This is a genomic window from Priestia sp. HNGD-A6, assembly GCF_045784335.1.
In the GTDB taxonomy this organism is placed as follows: Bacteria; Bacillota; Bacilli; order Bacillales; family Bacillaceae_H; genus Priestia; species Priestia zanthoxyli.
The window spans coordinates 2,501,717-2,520,000 of record NZ_CP138621.1; the positions used below are offsets into that span (position 1 = coordinate 2,501,717).

Consider the following 18,284-nt stretch of genomic DNA (forward strand, 5'->3'; position numbering starts at 1 on the left):
AATTTCATACAAATTTCAAATTCCTTTGATACTTTTATATTTTAACGCATTATAGACGGAAAAAGTACTTTTTTATTCATAACGTCATAAATTCCTACTGGCGTGATACGAATATAAGGCAAATGTGTAGACGAAAAGAACAGCAGTGAATAGACAGGATCATCGTGTTTGTATCCTCGCTCACCCAGCACTTTCTTGAGTTCCACCTCTCGTTTACTTAGCTCTTCCATCGGCAGATTCGACATGACTCCTTTTAACGGAAGATCCAGTTCATATACTACTTTCTCACCTTCTGTAATAACAATACCGCCGCCAATTTCTTTCATACGTTTGAATGCACACATCATATCTTTTTTCGATTTTCCAATTAAAATAAAATCACCTGTATTTGAAAACGAACTCGCCATTCCCGATACATTTGTCGCAAATCCTTTTAACAGCGTATTGATGCGCCACTTGCCTTCTCGGTCCACCAGCACTAAAAAGCTTTCATCATGATCAGAGGCTAATACATCTCCGCTCACATTTAAGTGAATTGAATACGGCTCCATAATAACAGCATTTTTCATTTTCACGCCTACTGGCATTGAAAATTGAAAATCGTCCATCGTTAAATCAAAGTCTAACTTTAACGGTGAAAAACCAAACTTTCCCCAAGGAAATTCTACCGAGGCTAATGCTTGTTCTTTGCCTTCTTTTTTCATCCACTTTCCTTTTGCTAAGACAGATACCGGAGTAGGCCGCATAGGATCTTCTAAAATATTAATATTAGCCACACAGCCTGTTGCTACATGCCCGTGCAAATGTTCCATGTTGTAATAGCGGGCAATATTTACAGACACCATATTATAAGCATCTAACACGGGAACTCCTTCTGAAATAGCTAATGTAATTAACATATCTGACACGCCGTTTTGGTAAAAAGAAGGCGGAGAACCGTCTGTATTCATCGTGATATGGTCAAAATAATCTACCTGCAGCTCTTTTAACTCCTGCAGCAGTTTTGGCAAATCTGGCCGAATGGAAGAGTGGCGCAAAGCAACGTCATAGCCTTGCGTTAACCGAGCAACAACATCTTCCCCTGTCATAGACTCATGATCGCTGTCTGCCCCGAGCAATTTCATTTTTGCTAAGGTAAATGCTGACGCCCCCGGGAAATGTCCTTCAATATGCTTCCTCATCCGCTTTGTCTCTTGAACCCAGTGAAGCATTAAATCATCTCCGTCTAAAAGCTTCGGCCAACTTGTCAGTTCGCCTCCTTGTAAGACAGCTTCATTTTGTAGCCAAGAAGTAATGTTTGTATGTGAGAAGATATCAGCCTCTTCATCAATTTCTGTCTGCGAATCAAATCTGCACCACCAATACAGTGACTGTGGTAACGTTTTCATTTCTTCAATCAATGAAAATGCCGTTTTTTGTTCAAGCTGTAAAGCGAGAATTAAATTATCATTAAATAAAGTGGTTGTTCCGTGCTTGGCTGCATATTGGGAAAAAGTCTGGGGATTATATAACTGAAACGGGTGAACATGCGGCTCAATATACCCAGGAACCACATATTTCTCACTGCAGTCTATAATCTCTGTAGAAGCGTCTGTGTGCTTAGGCATCTCTGAGCCAACGTATACAATACGATCTTGGTAAACCCAAATATGTGCTTTTTTCCACTGCTTCATTCGAGCGTTCAAATATGTTGCATCTTTTAAGACAATAGTTGGTGCTTTTTGACCGTTTAATACTAAAAGCTGCTGTCTAATATGTTTGCTTTTCCAGCGGTATCTCTGTTCCGGCATGCTAAATTCCCCCTAATTTACTATGTATTTTTATCGTAACACATCCGTGATGTAAACGCATTCAGAAACTGTTATTAATTTTATGAATAAAGGTGATAAAACATGAAACCAAATATCGGTATTGTTAACGCATTAATTCGACTTACACTGGGCTTTACCCTTCTTTCTTGGACAACATCTCGTTTATCTCGCAGACCGTACAAAGATTCATACATCTTCTTAGGGTTAATGGGAGCTTTAAAAGTTGCAGAAGGCATCACGCGTTTTTGCCCCCTTACGTACGCATATGATTCGTGTCAAAAACACGATGAACATGAACACCATCCAAATGGAAACGAAGAAACGTATAATCCTTCATAAGGTAAAAAGGAGAGCCGGAGCTCTCCTTTTTTATTTTAAAGCTGCTTTTGCTAATGCACGATGGCCGATGTCTTTGCGATAGAAAAAGCCTTTTTCTACATCGATATGAGCCATTTGTTTGTATACTTCTTGCTGCGCTTCTTGAAGAGTTGCTCCTTTGGCACCTACTAATAGAACGCGGCCGCCGTTCGAAACGTATGTGTCGTTTTCTAAAGCCGTACCAGCGTGGAAAACAAGCGCGTCTTCACTGATCGCATCCAATCCGTTAATTGGCGCACCCTTTTGATAATCTTCTGGGTAACCCGCTGCTGCTAATACAATTCCAATAGCTGCTTCGTTATCCCATTCAATTTCTACTTTTTCTTCTTTCAAAATGCGAAGAAGCACATCGACTAAATCGCTTTTCATACGGGGCAGTACAACCTGTGTTTCAGGATCTCCAAAACGCGCATTAAATTCAATCACTTTTGGTCCTTTTTGTGTTTGAATCAGACCAGCATATAGAATTCCCGTATACTCACAGCCTTCTTCAGCTAATCCTTTAGCCATTGGAAGTAAGATGTTTTCTACAGCCTCTTGTACTTCTGCATCACTAATTTGCGGAACAGGAGAGTAAGCTCCCATGCCTCCTGTGTTCGGACCTTGATCGCCGTCAAAAGCACGCTTATGATCTTGTGCAATTACCATTGGATACACATTTGTCCCGCGTACGAATGCCATTAATGAAAATTCTTCACCATCCAAAAATTCTTCTACAACTACTTTGGCACTTGCTTCTTTAAATTTTTGGTCAACTAGAAAATCACGTAATGTATCTACAGCTTCTTCTACTGTTAAAGCAACAGTTACACCTTTACCAGCTGCTAAGCCGTCTGCTTTAATAACAATTGGAGCGCCTTGCTTTTCCACATATGCTTTTGCTTCCTCGTAAGACGTAAATGTTTCATACGCTGCGGTTGGAATATCATACTTTTTCATGAGCTCTTTTGCAAAGCTTTTGCTTCCTTCAATCATCGCTGCTTGTTTGCGCGGTCCAAAGACCGGAAGACCTTCTTGTTCGAATCGATCAACAATGCCTTCAATTAGCGGATTTTCTGGTCCAACAATTGTTAATCCAATCTTATTTTCTTTTGCAAACTGCACAAGCTCTTCTTGGCTGCTTTCATCGATTGGTACAATCGTTGCCACATCTCTCATGCCTGGGTTTCCTGGTGCTACAAACACTTCGTTAACAAGTGGACTTTTTGAAGCTTTCCATGCAATTGTATGCTCTCTTCCGCCTTTTCCAATAACTAAAACATTCACGTTCTTCACCTCATTAATGTTTAAAATGTCTTACGCCTGTAAATACCATTGCAATGCCGTATTCATCTGCTTTTGCAATTGACTCTTCATCACGAATTGATCCGCCTGGCTGAATAATAGCTGTGATTCCTGCTTTAGCTGCTGCTTCTACTGTATCGCCCATTGGGAAGAAAGCATCTGAACCTAAAGCTGAACCTTGTGCTTTTTCACCAGCTTGTTCAATTGCAATTTTTGCAGCGCCCACGCGATTCATTTGACCAGCACCTACGCCAATTGTCATGTCATCTTTTGCAAGTACAATAGCATTAGACTTAACATTTTTAACAACTTTCCATGCTAATTTTAAATCTGCCCACTCTTTTTCTGTTGGCTCGCGTTTCGTTGGAACAGTAATCGTTGCATCATCAAATCCGAATACGTCTTCATCCTGAACAAGCACGCCGCCTTTTACAGACGTTAAGAAAGCTTCTTTTTCTGCTTTTTCATCAAGCTCTATCGTTAGTAAACGAAGGTTTTTCTTAGCTGTTAATACATCTAATGCTTCTTGATCGAACGCAGGAGCAATGATAATTTCTAAGAAAATTTCTTTTAACTGAATAGCCGTTTCACGGTCGATAGGACGGTTAGCTGCTACGATGCCGCCAAAGATAGATGTAGGATCCGCTTCATATGCTTTTTGATAAGCTTGAGCAATTGTTTCACCCACACCTACACCGCAAGGGTTCATATGTTTGATCGCTACGATAGCCGGCTCTTTGAATTCTTTTACGATTTGAAGAGCTGCGTTTGCATCGTTGATATTATTGTATGATAACTCTTTTCCATGCAGCTGCGTAGCTGTTGCAATAGAACCTTTTTGTGTTAACGGCTTTTTATAAAAAGAAGCTTGTTGGTGAGGGTTTTCTCCGTATCGTAAGCCTTGAACGCGCTCATACGTTACTGTTAATTTCTCAGGAGTTGTTTCACCTGTAATGTTTGTTAAGTATTCAGCGATTAATGCATCATAAGCTGCCGTATGACGGAATACTTTTGCTGCCAATCGTTGGTTGGTTTCAAATGAAACATTGCCATCCGCTTTTAACTCCTCTACTACGGTTGCGTAATCGCTTGGATCTACTACAACTGAGACAGAACGATAGTTTTTCGCAGCTGAACGAAGCATTGTAGGTCCACCGATGTCAATATTCTCAATCGCTTCAGCAAGCGTTACATCCTCTTTTTCAATTGTCTTTTTAAATGGATATAAGTTTACAACTACAAAGTCGATTGGCGAGATATTATGCTCTTTCATTTGAGCTTGATGCTCTTCATTATCGCGTAACGCTAATAAAGCACCGTGAACGTTAGGATGCAATGTTTTTAAACGGCCGTCTAAAATTTCTGGGAAACCAGTTACTTCAGAGATTCCGATAACGTCAATGCCGTTTTCTTCTAGGGTACGCTTTGTACCGCCAGTTGAAATAATTTCTACTCCTAAGTCCTTTAATTCTTGTGCAAATGAAACAATACCTTCTTTATCAGATACGCTAATAAGCGCGCGTTTTGCTGTCATTTTGTAAACTCCTCCTGATCCGATCTCTCATTTAAAATCTTTCTTCCACTACTACTCTACCATAGTAAAGGATTAAAACTTTTTTGACAAGGTTACATCCTATTTATTTGACTGCGGCTTGTTCAAATAATTCATTCAGTACCGCGGGATAAAATTGATGTTCAATTTCATGAATACGGGCCTCAACTGTTTCTCTTGTATCGCCTTTTTCAATGCGAATAGCCTGCTGGTCAATAATTGGTCCTGTATCCATGCCTTCATCTACAAAATGCACGGTAATTCCAATCACTTTTACTCCTGCATCAAAAGCTTGACCAATAGCATCAATCCCAGGAAATGCAGGTAAAAGCGAAGGGTGGATATTAACAATACGATTTTTGTATGGCTTAAGCAACGTCGAACCAACTAATCGCATATATCCTGCTAAAACAAGAAATTCTACTTTAGCTGATGTAAGCTCTGCAAGAATTGCTGCTTCATACGCTTCTTTATTTTCATAGTTTTTAGGCGAACAAACAAAGCATGGTATTCCACATGCTTTTGCTCGTTCAATTACGTATGCATCCGGTTTATTACAAACAACAAGCGCAATATTTGCTTTTAATCGACCTGACTGAGTTGCTTCGTAGATGGATTGAAAGTTACTGCCGTTTCCAGAAGCAAACACTGCAATATTTATCATGCAAACGTCCCTCCAGCAAATTCAACACCTGTTCCTTCTTTGACACGTCCGATAACAAATGCTTTTTCGCCTTCGTTTTCAATTGCTTCAATGACTTTATTCATATCTTCAGGTTCAACAGCTAAAACAAATCCGATTCCCATATTGAATACTTCGAACATTTCTTTACGGTCTAGCTTGCCTTGCTCTTCAAGGAAATCAAACACGTATGGAATTGGCCAAGAACCGTAATCGATTTCTACACCTAAACCTTCAGGAAGCATACGAGGGATATTTTCAACAAATCCGCCTCCAGTAATATGAGCCATACCTGCAATCTTAGCTGCATGTAATGCTTTTAGGACCGGCTTCACGTATATTTTTGTTGGCGTTAATAACTCAACTCCGAGCTTTTCATTAAAACCAGCGTAAGTTTCGTGAAGATTTAACCCTTGATCATCAACAATTTTACGTACAAGAGAGTAGCCGTTGCTGTGAATACCGCTAGATGAGATACCGATCAACAGCTGTCCAGCTTTAATCTCATCTCCAGTAATAATTTCTGACTTTTCTACCGCTCCTACTGTAAACCCTGCAAGATCATATTCATCTTCTTCGTATAAACCTGGCATTTCAGCTGTTTCTCCGCCAATTAACGCACAGTTGGACTGTTCACAGCCGTCTGCAATTCCTTTTACAATCGATTCAATTTTTTCAGGAACTGCTTTCCCGCAAGCAATATAATCTAAGAAGTAGAGAGGCTCTGCTCCTTGTGCTAAAACGTCGTTTACACACATGGCCACTGCATCCACACCGATTGTGTCATGCTTATCCATTTGAAAAGCAAGTTTCAATTTTGTTCCTACTCCATCTGTACCAGAAACAAGAACAGGCTCTTTTAAATTCAATGTAGATAAATCGAACATTCCGCCAAAGCCGCCGACTGTTCCCATAATACCTGCACGAGCAGTTCGTTCTACGTGCTTTTTAATACGTGAAACAGCTTCATATCCTGCTTCTAAGTCAACTCCAGCTTGTTTATATGAATATGACATGTTGTCACTCCTTTTTTACGTTAAAACTAACAAGTTACCTTTTCATGAGGGTGTACAGTATCTGGATAAATTTCAGTTGGATACTTTCCAGTAAAACATGCCATACACTGTCCGCCGTTGCCTTCATACTGTCTGCCGATTGCGTCTACTAAACCTTCGTTGCTTAAGAAAACAAGTGAATCAGCTTCAATCAATTCACGAATTTCTTCAACAGAGCGCGTAGCAGCAATTAACTCAGAGGATGACGATGTGTCAATTCCATAAAAACATGGATTTTTAATAGGAGGTGAACTGATGCGTACATGTACTTCAGTTGCTCCTGCTTCTCGAAGCATACGAACAATGCGACGGCTTGTTGTGCCGCGAACGATAGAATCATCTACCATGACAACACGTTTACCCTCTACAATTTTACGTACAGGAGACAGCTTCATTTTTACACCTTGTTCACGCAATTCTTGTGAAGGCTGAATGAATGTACGGCCTACGTATCGATTCTTAATTAAACCTAATTCGTATGGAATCCCTGACTGTTCTGCAAAACCAATCGCTGCTGAAATACTTGAATCCGGAACGCCTGTTACAACGTCTGCTTCAATCGGTGACTCAACTGCAAGTTGTTTCCCAAGGTTTTTACGAGCAGAGTGAACATTGATTCCATCAATATTACTATCTGGTCTTGAGAAATAAATATATTCCATACTGCAAATAGCACGGTTTACGTTTAGTGTGAATCGCTCTGATTGAATACCTTCATCATTAATAATAAGTAACTCACCAGGCTCTACATCACGCTCATGAACCGCTCCAACAATATCAAACGCACATGTTTCAGAAGCTACTACATAGGCATCACCTAATCGTCCAATTGATAATGGACGCAGTCCGTGAGGATCAAGTGCAACCATCATCGTATCTTCCGTTAAAATAACGAATGCGTATGCGCCTTTAACCATGGATAAAGCATTTTTCACTTTATCTTTCATATCTTCATAGCCGCTTCGTTTAATTAAATGAGCAAGTACTTCTGTATCAGATGTTGATTGGAAAATACTCCCTTGGTTTTCCAGCTGATGCTTTAATGCATTTGCATTAACCAAGTTTCCATTATGAGCTAACGCAAGGCTTCCGCTATGAGAGCGGAAGTGAAGGGGTTGAACATTTTCAAACCCTCCGCCTCCAGCTGTTGCATAACGAACGTGTCCAATTGCTGCTTTACCGTTTAGTTGCTCTAACTCTCCGTGGCCAAATACTTCGTTAACAAGACCGACGCCTTTCATCACTGTCACTTTTTCTCCGTCTGTTACAGCAATACCAGCGCCTTCTTGTCCGCGGTGTTGCAAGCTATGCAAACCGTAATAAGCAATCTGGCTTGCATTTTCATGTCCCCATACACCGAATACGCCACATTCTTCGTTTAAGCCTTTGATTTCAGCAAGCATGGAAGCGCTCCTTTCCAAGCAGTAGTTAATTCTTCAACTGATGATTGAACAAGAACATTTTCTTGATGTTTAACAGTTAATGTTGCGTCTTCTGTTACGCGTCCTACTAATGTTGCATCTTGTACAAGCATTTCGAATTTTTCTTTATTCTCTGGTGAAACCGTTACGACAAAGCGTGATTGTGTTTCACTGAATAGCTCTGCTGTTGCTTCACCGTCTACCGTTACGTTTACGCCTAACCCGCTGCCGTTCATCACTTTTTCAGCTAGGGCTACCGCGAATCCTCCTTCTGCAATATCGTGAGCAGATTGAACTGCGCCTTCACGAATTGCTTGAAGAAGCTGATCTTGACGTGTTTTTTCAACCGCTAAATCTAATTTAGGTGACTGGCCGAATACCGTACCGTTTTCTAGTACTTTTTGAAGCTCAGTACCTGCGAATTCTGCTTCAGCTTTACCAATAACATAGATTAAGTCATCTTTTTGCTTCGCATATTGAGTTGTAATATGGTTGATATCGTCGATTAGACCAACCATTCCAATAACAGGAGTTGGGTAAATTGCTTCACCTTTTGTCTCATTGTACAGAGATACGTTACCGCCGATAACCGGAGTCGATAGCTCACGGCAAGCGTCGCTCATACCGTCTGTTGCTTTTTCAATTTGCCAGAAGATTTCTGGCTTTTCAGGGTTACCGAAGTTTAAGCAGTCTGTAATCGCAAGAGGCTGTGCACCTGAACATACAAGGTTACGAGCAGCTTCTGCCACTGCGATACGGCCGCCTACTTCCGGGTCTAGGTATAAATAGCGAGAGTTACAGTCTGTTGTCATCGCTAATGCTTTATTTGTATCACGTACACGAACAACCGCCGCGTCAGATCCAGGAGATACAACTGTGTTTGTACGTACTTGGTAGTCATATTGGTTGTAAACCCACTCTTTGTTTGCAATCGTAGGCTGTTTTAAAAGCGTTACTAACATATCACTGTGATTTTCAACAGTAGGAGCGTATGCTGACTGCTCTTGGAACTCACGATAGTATGCTGGTTCTTGAGATGGTTTGTGGTATACCGGTGCATCTTCTGCTAATGCATCTACAGGAACATCTGCTACTACTTCTCCGTTATGAGTTAAACGAAGGCGCTTATCGTCGGTTACGTGACCGACTGAAACAGCTTCTAATCCGTATTTTTCAACGATTTCGACGATTTCATTTTCACGGCCTTTTTCAACAACGATGAGCATGCGCTCTTGAGATTCTGAAAGCATCATTTCATATGGTGTCATACCCGTTTCACGCTGAGGTACAAGATCAAGGTTCATTTCAATACCAGAACCTGCTTTACTTGCCATCTCTGCCGAAGAACTTGTTAAGCCCGCAGCACCCATATCTTGAATACCTACTAAAGCGTCACACTTGATAAGCTCTAAGCAAGCTTCAAGAAGAAGTTTTTCCATAAATGGATCTCCTACTTGTACAGCAGGACGTTTTTCATCTGACTGATCAGATAGCTCTTCAGAAGCAAATGTAGCGCCGTGGATACCGTCGCGTCCCGTTTTTGCTCCTACGTACATAACCGTGTTGCCAACGCCTTTAGCTTGACCTTTTTGAATATCTTCGTGGTTAATTAAACCAACACACATAGCGTTAACAAGCGGATTTCCTTCATATGAAGCTTCAAACTGAATTTCTCCACCTACTGTTGGGATTCCTACACAGTTACCGTAACCTGCGATTCCCGCTACTACTTCCTCAAACAAATGACGAACCTTTGGAGATGTTAATTCACCAAAACGTAAAGAGTTTAAAAGTGCAATCGGTCTTGCTCCCATTGAAAAGACGTCACGAATGATGCCACCTACACCAGTTGCTGCTCCTTGATAAGGTTCAATCGCTGATGGATGGTTATGACTTTCGATTTTAAATACAACGGCTTGGTTATCACCAATATCAACGATACCAGCTCCTTCACCAGGACCTTGTAATACTTTTTCACCCGTGATAGGGAATTTTTTCAGTACAGGCTTAGAGTTTTTATAGCTACAGTGCTCTGACCACATAACAGAGAATAAGCCTGTTTCTGTATAGTTAGGAGTACGACCAAGCAGTTGCTCTACATTCGCAAACTCTTCGTCTGTTAATCCCATATCTCGATATAACTTTTGTTCTTTAATTTGCTCTACATTTGGTTCAAGAAGTAACGACATTTTGTTCCCTCCACTGCTTTACGATTGATTGAAATAATTTAAGTCCGTCCGCGCTTCCTAAAAGATCGCTTACCGCTCTTTCTGGGTGAGGCATCATTCCTAATACGTTGCCTGTTTCGTTCGTAATCCCTGCAATATCTTGAAGACTTCCGTTTGGATTATCACCTGCGTATTGGAAAAGAATCTGGTTGTTTTCAATCAATTTTTGTAACGTATGTTCATCACAATAGTAGTTGCCTTCACCGTGTGCCACTGGAATAGCAATTACTTCATCTTTGCCATAAGCATTTGTAAACATTGTTTCGTTATTAGCTACTTTCAAATTCACTGTTTTACAGATGAATTTTAAGTTTTCATTACGGCGCATAGCACCTGGCAGTAATCCTGCTTCTAATAAAATTTGGAATCCATTACATACACCTAGTACTGGCTTTCCTTGGCTTGCTGCTTTTTTTACAGCATCCATTACATTTGAGAAGCGAGCGATAGCACCTGAACGAAGGTAATCTCCATATGAGAAACCACCTGGAAGCAAGATACCATCATATTGATCTAATGATTCTGTATCGTGCCAAACGTAATCTACTTCTTCACCAAGCTCATCTTTGATAGCATGATACATATCTACGTCACAGTTTGATCCTGGAAAAACAATTACAGCAAATTTCACTGTACGACAACCTCCTCAACCTCGTAACGGTAATCTTCAATTACTGTATTAACTAAAAGCTTTTCACACATTTCTTTTACGCGTTCATCTAATGAATCTGTGCTGTCGATTGTTAGCTCTAAAAATTTACCGATGCGTACTTCTTGAACTTCTTCATAAGACATACGGTGCAATGAATTTTTAACGGCTACTCCTTGAGGGTCTAATACACTTTCTCTTAATGTGACAAATACTTTTACTTTATACATGGTTGGGTTATCCTCCGATTCGCTGTAAGATTTTTTCGTATGCTTCTGTTAAACCGCCTAAATCTCTGCGGAATACATCTTTATCTAATTTTTCGTTCGTATGAACATCCCAGAAGCGGCAAGTGTCAGGTGAAATTTCATCCGCTAAAATAATGTCGCCTTGAGAAGTACGGCCGAATTCTAATTTAAAATCTACTAAGAAAATATCTTTATCTTTGAAAAATTTCGATAATATTTCGTTGATTTGAAGTGCTTGTGCCTTTAAACTATCAATCTCTTCTTGAGTTGCAGCCTTAAGGAAAATCGCATGTTCTGCAAGAATTAATGGATCACCAAGCGCATCGTCTTTGTAATAAAGTTCAACGATTGGCTGTTCAAAACGAATACCTTCTTCTACGCCAATTCGCTTCGCAAGGCTTCCTGCTGTAGCATTTCGTACAACAACTTCAAGCGGGACAATTTCTACTTTCTTAACCGCTTGTTCATGATCTGAAAGCTGCTTCACAAAGTGAGTTGTAATCCCTTGCTCATGTAACATTGAAAATAGTAAACTACTAATTTGATTGTTCAACTGTGCTTTTCCGCTAATCTCCGCTTTTTTCTGACCGTTGAATGCTGTAGCTTCATTTTTATAAGCAACCCACAATACATCTTGCTCATCAGTAGCGTAAATTTTTTTCGCTTTTCCTTCATAAAGTAACTCTTGCTTTTCCATGCTGTCACCTCTACATACAGAATATTCAGATACACTTTCTTAGATAAAGGCAAGGACGTGCCTTGCCTTTTTTATTAAAGACCTAAACGTTCAAAGATCATATCTACATTTTTTAAATGGTGCTTATGATCGAAGCAATCTTCAATCTCTTCTGGTGATAAGTGGCGAGTAATGCGCTCTTCGCCTTCAATTAAAGAACGGAAAGGAACTTGCGTTTCCCATGCTTCCATTGCTTTTGGCTGTACTAAGTCGTATGCTTCTTCGCGTACCATGCCTTTATTGATTAGTGTTAACAGTACACGCTGTGAGTAAATTAATCCTAGTGTACGATCCATGTTGCGCTTCATATTGTCAGGGAATACTGTTAAGTTTTTAACAATGTTTGCAAAACGATTTAACATGTAATTTAAAGCAATCGTTGCATCAGGTAAGATGACACGCTCTGCTGATGAATGAGAGATGTCACGCTCATGCCAAAGCGGTACATTATCATAAGCTGTAACCATATAGCCACGAATTAAGCGAGCAAGTCCCGTTACGTTCTCAGAACCGATTGGATTACGTTTATGAGGCATTGCAGATGATCCTTTTTGACCTTTTGCAAAGTACTCTTCAACCTCACGTGTTTCACTCTTTTGAAGACCGCGAACTTCTACTGCAAATTTCTCAATAGATGTCGCAATTAACGCTAGTACTGACATATAGTGTGCATGACGGTCACGCTGTAATGTTTGCGTAGAGATTGGTGCTGGTGAAATTCCTAACTTCTCACATACGTATTTTTCAACGAAAGGATCGATGTTAGCGAACGTTCCAACTGCTCCTGACATTTTACCGAATTCCACTTCAGCTGCAGCACGTTTTAAACGCTCTAGGTTACGCTTCATTTCTTCGTACCATAATCCCATTTTCAAACCAAATGTCGTTGGCTCAGCGTGTACACCGTGCGTACGTCCCATCATAACCGTATACTTATGTTCTTGAGCTTTTTCCTTTAGTACTTCTACAAAGCGCTCTACGTCACTTAGCAAGATTTCATTAGCTTGCTTTAATAAATAAGATAGAGCTGTATCAACTACGTCAGTTGAAGTCAAACCGTAGTGTACCCACTTGCGCTCTTCACCAAGCGTTTCAGATACTGCACGAGTGAAAGCTACTACGTCATGACGCGTTTCTAATTCAATTTCATTGATGCGGTTAATATCAAAAGATGCATTTTGACGAATTAACTTCACATCTTCTTTCGGAATATGTCCTAATTCTGACCATGCTTCGCAAGCTAGAATTTCAACTTCTAACCAAGCTTTAAATTTATTTTCTTCTGTCCAAATAGCTGCCATTTCTGGTCTTGTATAACGTTCAATCATGTTGTTACTTCCTCCGTTCTTTCCCAAATTCCTAGAGATTCGGCTTTTTCTATCGCCTCATCTATCTTATCAGCTAATACCGTGATATGTCCCATTTTTCTCTTCTCTTTTGCAACTTTTTTTCCGTACAAATGCAAGTGCATATCATCTAAACATTCGATTTTTGCCATTGTGTTCTCAATATGTTCCCCTAATAGGTTAACCATAACAGCAGGTTTTAATAAAGTCGGCTGTGCTAGGGTCCAGTTACAAATGGCTCTTACATGCTGCTGAAATTGAGAAAGATCACAAGCATTGATTGAATAATGACCTGAATTATGAGGTCTAGGTGCCATTTCATTTATATAAAGCTGACCTTCTTCAGTTAGAAACATCTCAACTGCTAATGTACCAACTAAATCTAATCCTTTTGCTATTTCTTGCGCATATTGAAGAGCTTTCGCTTCTTGATCTGCTGTAATACGTGCCGGAACAATCGTTTGGTGCAAAATATGATGCTTATGAATGTTCTCAGCTACTGGTAAACATACCGTTTCGCCTTTTGCATTGCGGTGTACAATAACTGATACTTCTTTATCTAAGTTCATCCACTGTTCTACAATGCATTCCGACTGTGCTAATAGCTCAGCTGCTTCACGAATATTATTCTCATTTTTCACTAGAACTTGCCCTTTACCGTCATATCCGCCTCGGCAAGTTTTTACGACACATGGATAACCAATTGTTTCGACAGCTTTTAAAAGTTCTTCTTCAGTCGTAACGATTGCGTAATCAGGAACGTCTAGATTAAGCTTTGTAATCATTTCTTTTTCTAAACGACGATTTTGTGTAACGGCTAGTAAATGACTGCCTTGTGGCACGTAGCATTTTGTTTCTAGCCATTTCATCATCTCAACATCAACGTTTTCAAATTCATAGGTGATGACATCTGACACTTCAGCAAGCTGTTCAACCGCTTTTCTATCATCATAGTTGCCAATGACTTTAATATCTGCTACTTGACCGCAAGGAGAATCTTCTGTTGGTTCAAGCACTGCAATGTAATAACCCATTTCTTTAGCAGATAGTGCAATCATTCTTCCTAGCTGTCCACCGCCTACGATTCCAATTGTTTTACCAGGAGGTATAAGTAAATTAGACAAGTTGATCACTACTTTCTAACACGGATGATTTAATAGACTCTCTACGATTTTCAAGTTGATCACTTAACGTTGGATCCTGTGTTGCTAAGATTTGTGCTGCTAGCAGGCCAGCGTTCGTAGAACCAGCTTTCCCAATAGCTACTGTAGCTACCGGTACGCCGCCTGGCATTTGAACAATCGATAAAAGTGAATCTAAACCGTTTAAGTTACTTGATTTAACGGGTACTCCTATTACAGGTAAAATTGTTTTTGCGGCAATCATACCAGGTAAGTGAGCAGCGCCCCCAGCGCCAGCAATAATAACTTTAATCCCTCGTTCTTTAGCAGTTTCAGCATACTCAAACATATAATCCGGCGTTCGATGTGCTGATACAACTTTCTTTTCATATTCAATATTTAATTCATCTAAAATGTCACACGCATATTTCATAGTGCTCCAGTCTGACTGACTGCCCATTACAACAGCAACTTTTACATTCATGAATAAAAGCTCCTTTTTCACGTTATAAAAAAACCTAGGGTATGTTATGGCTCACTAAAGGAAAGCCACAACTACCCTAGGTTTCATGTATCAATATTCCTTTTGAAAAGGAATCATGTTTACCTATTTAGTAATTGTACTCTCCTCATAGTCCAATGATTTACGGTCATCGGGTAGAAACTCGTGGGCCATATTCCCACTATTATATGAGGTTTCGGATATCTCATTTGACAACTTAATAATAACAGCCAAACCAGAAAAAAGTCAACCCAAAAATCGAATGTTTACTATTTTTATCATTAAAATGTTCGTATTTAGAGACTTTTCCCTTCGAAAACAATTTGTTGCTTTACCGGAACATACTCTTTTTTACCATTTATTTCTTTTTCTTCAAAGATAGGCTTTTCCATTCGTCGAACGGGCATATACCCATCTTTTTTCATCCGATCTAAACAACTTGCGATTGTTTCATTTTCCTGTAATTCGTATAGTACTTTTTTTGATTTCTTACCCAAAATGCAGCCTCCAGTTTGAAAGAAGTTTCTTACAACGTCAAAAAGAACTTTTATAATAAAAAATTAAATGAATCCACTATAGTGTAACATAATTTAAAAGTTAAATTCATGCTGTAATTTTTAGAAACAAAAAAGACTAGTCATTGAATGACTAGTCTTTTTATTGGCCTGGCAACGTCCTACTCTCACAGGGACAAAGTCCCAACTACCATTGGCGCTAAAGAGCTTAACTTCCGTGTTCGGTATGGGAACGGGTGTGACCTCTTCGCTATCGCCACCAGACAAGAGATTGTTCTCTCAAAACTAGATAACTGTTTGCTGAGTAAAGCTTACGCTTTTAAAAATTTGGTTAAGTCCTCGATCGATTAGTATCAGTCAGCTACACATGTCGCCACGCTTCCACCTCTGACCTATCAACCTGATCATCTTTCAGGGATCTTACTAGCTTGCGCTATGGGAAATCTCATCTTGAGGGGGGCTTCATGCTTAGATGCTTTCAGCACTTATCCCGTCCACACATAGCTACCCAGCGATGCCTTTGGCAAGACAACTGGTACACCAGCGGTGTGTCCATCCCGGTCCTCTCGTACTAAGGACAGCTCCTCTCAAATTTCCTACGCCCACGACGGATAGGGACCGAACTGTCTCACGACGTTCTGAACCCAGCTCGCGTACCGCTTTAATGGGCGAACAGCCCAACCCTTGGGACCGACTACAGCCCCAGGATGCGATGAGCCGACATCGAGGTGCCAAACCTCCCCGTCGATGTGGACTCTTGGGGGAGATAAGCCTGTTATCCCCGGGGTAGCTTTTATCCGTTGAGCGATGGCCCTTCCATGCGGAACCACCGGATCACTAAGCCCGACTTTCGTCCCTGCTCGACTTGTAGGTCTCGCAGTCAAGCTCCCTTGTGCCTTTACACTCTACGAATGATTTCCAACCATTCTGAGGGAACCTTTGGGCGCCTCCGTTACATTTTAGGAGGCGACCGCCCCAGTCAAACTGCCCACCTGACACTGTCTCCCGGCCCGATCAGGGCCGCGGGTTAGAATTTCAATACAGCCAGGGTAGTATCCCACCGACGCCTCCACCGAAGCTAGCGCTCCGGCTTCTCAGGCTCCTACCTATCCTGTACAAGCTGTACCAAAATTCAATATCAGGCTACAGTAAAGCTCCACGGGGTCTTTCCGTCCTGTCGCGGGTAACCTGCATCTTCACAGGTACTATAATTTCACCGAGTCTCTCGTTGAGACAGTGCCCAGATCGTTACGCCTTTCGTGCGGGTCGGAACTTACCCGACAAGGAATTTCGCTACCTTAGGACCGTTATAGTTACGGCCGCCGTTTACTGGGGCTTCGATTCAGAGCTTCTCCCAAAGGATAACCCCTCCTCTTAACCTTCCAGCACCGGGCAGGCGTCAGCCCCTATACTTCGCCTTGCGGCTTCGCAGAGACCTGTGTTTTTGCTAAACAGTCGCCTGGGCCTATTCACTGCGGCTCTCTCGGGCTATACACCCTACCAGAGCACCCCTTCTCCCGAAGTTACGGGGTCATTTTGCCGAGTTCCTTAACGAGAGTTCTCTCGATCACCTTAGGATTCTCTCCTCGCCTACCTGTGTCGGTTTGCGGTACGGGCACCTCCCGCCTCGCTAGAGGCTTTTCTTGGCAGTGTGGAATCAGGAACTTCGGTACTATAGTTCCCTCGTCATCACAGCTCAGCCTTTATGATGAGCGGATTTGCCTACTCATCAGCCTAACTGCTTGAACGCGCATATCCAGCAGCGCGCTTACCCTATCCTACTGCGTCCCCCCATTACTCAAACGGCGGGGAGGTGGTACAGGAATATCAACCTGTTGGCCATCGCCTACGCTTTTCAGCCTCGGCTTAGGTCCCGACTAACCCTGAGCGGACGAGCCTTCCTCAGGAAACCTTAGGCATTCGGTGGACAAGATTCTCACTTGTCTTTCGCTACTCATACCGGCATTCTCACTTCTAAGCGCTCCACCAGTCCTTACGGTCTGACTTCGCTGCACTTAGAACGCTCTCCTACCACTGACATCAAAGATGTCAATCCACAGCTTCGGTGATACGTTTAGCCCCGGTACATTTTCGGCGCAGAGTCACTCGACCAGTGAGCTATTACGCACTCTTTAAATGGTGGCTGCTTCTAAGCCAACATCCTGGTTGTCTAAGCAACTCCACATCCTTTTCCACTTAACGTATACTTGGGGACCTTAGCTGGTGGTCTGGGCTGTTTCCCTTTTGACTACGGATCTTATCACTCGCAGTCTGACTCCCATGGATAAGTCTTTGGCATTCGGAGTTTGACTGAATTCGGTAACCCGTTGGGGGCCCCTAGTCCAATCAGTGCTCTACCTCCAAGACTCTTACAACATGAGGCTAGCCCTAAAGCTATTTCGGAGAGAACCAGCTATCTCCAGGTTCGATTGGAATTTCTCCGCTACCCACACCTCATCCCCGCACTTTTCAACGTGCGTGGGTTCGGGCCTCCATTCAGTGTTACCTGAACTTCACCCTGGACATGGGTAGATCACCTGGTTTCGGGTCTACAACCACATACTAAACGCCCTATTCAGACTCGCTTTCGCTACGGCTCCGCCTTATCAGCTTAACCTTGCATGGGATCGTAACTCGCCGGTTCATTCTACAAAAGGCACGCCATCACCCATTAACGGGCTCTGACTACTTGTAGGCACACGGTTTCAGGATCTCTTTCACTCCCCTTCCGGGGTGCTTTTCACCTTTCCCTCACG

The 18,284-nt window shown here is 41.6% G+C and carries 15 protein-coding genes, 2 rRNA genes and 1 riboswitch (1 of these 18 cut by a window edge); of the genes, 1 reads left to right on the forward strand and 16 read right to left on the reverse strand.

The features are described from left to right. Nucleotides 1-41 precede the first annotated feature (41 nt). The gene (locus SCI76_RS12600; protein WP_034263936.1) at nt 42-1,790 is read right to left on the reverse strand and encodes an adenine deaminase C-terminal domain-containing protein; all 1,749 of its coding nucleotides are present in this window, start codon (nt 1,788-1,790) and stop codon (nt 42-44) included. 102 nt (nt 1,791-1,892) lie between these two features. Between SCI76_RS12600 and SCI76_RS12605 the strand changes: the two genes are divergently transcribed. Next, a complete protein-coding gene (locus SCI76_RS12605; RefSeq protein WP_016762773.1) occupies nt 1,893-2,150 on the forward strand; it encodes a DUF2892 domain-containing protein in 258 nt (85 codons plus the stop codon). 30 nt (nt 2,151-2,180) lie between these two features. Here SCI76_RS12605 and purD read toward each other — a convergent pair whose 3' ends face one another. The 15 genes from purD to SCI76_RS12680 form a co-directional block, all read right to left on the reverse strand. Beyond that, nucleotides 2,181-3,455, reverse strand: a complete 1,275-nt coding sequence (purD, locus tag SCI76_RS12610; RefSeq protein WP_033580832.1) for a phosphoribosylamine--glycine ligase — start codon at nt 3,453-3,455, stop codon at nt 2,181-2,183. 13 nt (nt 3,456-3,468) lie between these two features. Next, on the reverse strand, nt 3,469-5,007 hold the full coding sequence (purH, locus tag SCI76_RS12615) for a bifunctional phosphoribosylaminoimidazolecarboxamide formyltransferase/IMP cyclohydrolase (protein WP_025752921.1): 1,539 nt from the start codon (nt 5,005-5,007) through the stop codon (nt 3,469-3,471). A 103-nt stretch (nt 5,008-5,110) separates the two neighbouring features. Further along, nucleotides 5,111-5,689 (reverse strand): phosphoribosylglycinamide formyltransferase, encoded by a 579-nt coding sequence (gene purN, locus SCI76_RS12620; RefSeq protein WP_014461934.1) that lies wholly within the window; start codon nt 5,687-5,689, stop codon nt 5,111-5,113. Continuing rightward, nucleotides 5,686-6,723: a phosphoribosylformylglycinamidine cyclo-ligase gene (purM, locus tag SCI76_RS12625; protein ID WP_028412529.1), complete on the reverse strand. Its 1,038-nt coding sequence runs from the start codon at nt 6,721-6,723 to the stop codon at nt 5,686-5,688. Before purM ends, purN begins: the two co-directional genes overlap by 4 nt. A gap of 26 nt (nt 6,724-6,749) precedes the next feature. Continuing rightward, a complete protein-coding gene (purF, locus tag SCI76_RS12630) occupies nt 6,750-8,165 on the reverse strand; it encodes an amidophosphoribosyltransferase (protein WP_013055041.1) in 1,416 nt (471 codons plus the stop codon). Next, the gene (gene purL, locus SCI76_RS12635) at nt 8,141-10,372 is read right to left on the reverse strand and encodes a phosphoribosylformylglycinamidine synthase subunit PurL (protein ID WP_034263934.1); all 2,232 of its coding nucleotides are present in this window, start codon (nt 10,370-10,372) and stop codon (nt 8,141-8,143) included. The genes purF and purL overlap by 25 nt, the downstream gene beginning before the upstream one ends. Continuing rightward, nucleotides 10,356-11,042 (reverse strand): phosphoribosylformylglycinamidine synthase subunit PurQ, encoded by a 687-nt coding sequence (purQ, locus tag SCI76_RS12640; protein ID WP_013055039.1) that lies wholly within the window; start codon nt 11,040-11,042, stop codon nt 10,356-10,358. The genes purL and purQ overlap by 17 nt, the downstream gene beginning before the upstream one ends. Beyond that, complete coding sequence (gene purS / locus SCI76_RS12645; RefSeq protein ID WP_014461938.1) at nt 11,039-11,290, reverse strand: phosphoribosylformylglycinamidine synthase subunit PurS; 252 nt, start codon at nt 11,288-11,290, stop codon at nt 11,039-11,041. Before purS ends, purQ begins: the two co-directional genes overlap by 4 nt. Nucleotides 11,291-11,297: 7 nt before the next feature. Then, nucleotides 11,298-12,005, reverse strand: a complete 708-nt coding sequence (gene purC, locus SCI76_RS12650) for a phosphoribosylaminoimidazolesuccinocarboxamide synthase (RefSeq protein WP_013055037.1) — start codon at nt 12,003-12,005, stop codon at nt 11,298-11,300. 74 nt (nt 12,006-12,079) lie between these two features. After that, nucleotides 12,080-13,372: an adenylosuccinate lyase gene (gene purB, locus SCI76_RS12655; protein ID WP_013055036.1), complete on the reverse strand. Its 1,293-nt coding sequence runs from the start codon at nt 13,370-13,372 to the stop codon at nt 12,080-12,082. Continuing rightward, complete coding sequence (gene purK, locus SCI76_RS12660) at nt 13,369-14,514, reverse strand: 5-(carboxyamino)imidazole ribonucleotide synthase (protein WP_013081438.1); 1,146 nt, start codon at nt 14,512-14,514, stop codon at nt 13,369-13,371. The genes purB and purK overlap by 4 nt, the downstream gene beginning before the upstream one ends. Continuing rightward, complete coding sequence (purE, locus tag SCI76_RS12665; RefSeq protein ID WP_013055034.1) at nt 14,507-14,995, reverse strand: 5-(carboxyamino)imidazole ribonucleotide mutase; 489 nt, start codon at nt 14,993-14,995, stop codon at nt 14,507-14,509. The genes purK and purE overlap by 8 nt, the downstream gene beginning before the upstream one ends. Before the next feature lie 128 nt (nt 14,996-15,123). Beyond that, nucleotides 15,124-15,225: riboswitch (purine riboswitch) on the reverse strand. An 84-nt stretch (nt 15,226-15,309) separates the two neighbouring features. Next, complete coding sequence (locus tag SCI76_RS12670; protein ID WP_014461942.1) at nt 15,310-15,510, reverse strand: NETI motif-containing protein; 201 nt, start codon at nt 15,508-15,510, stop codon at nt 15,310-15,312. 166 nt (nt 15,511-15,676) lie between these two features. Beyond that, nucleotides 15,677-15,792 (reverse strand): 5S ribosomal RNA (gene rrf / locus SCI76_RS12675). 63 nt (nt 15,793-15,855) lie between these two features. Further along, nucleotides 15,856-18,284 (reverse strand): 23S ribosomal RNA (locus SCI76_RS12680); it runs 507 nt beyond the window's last position.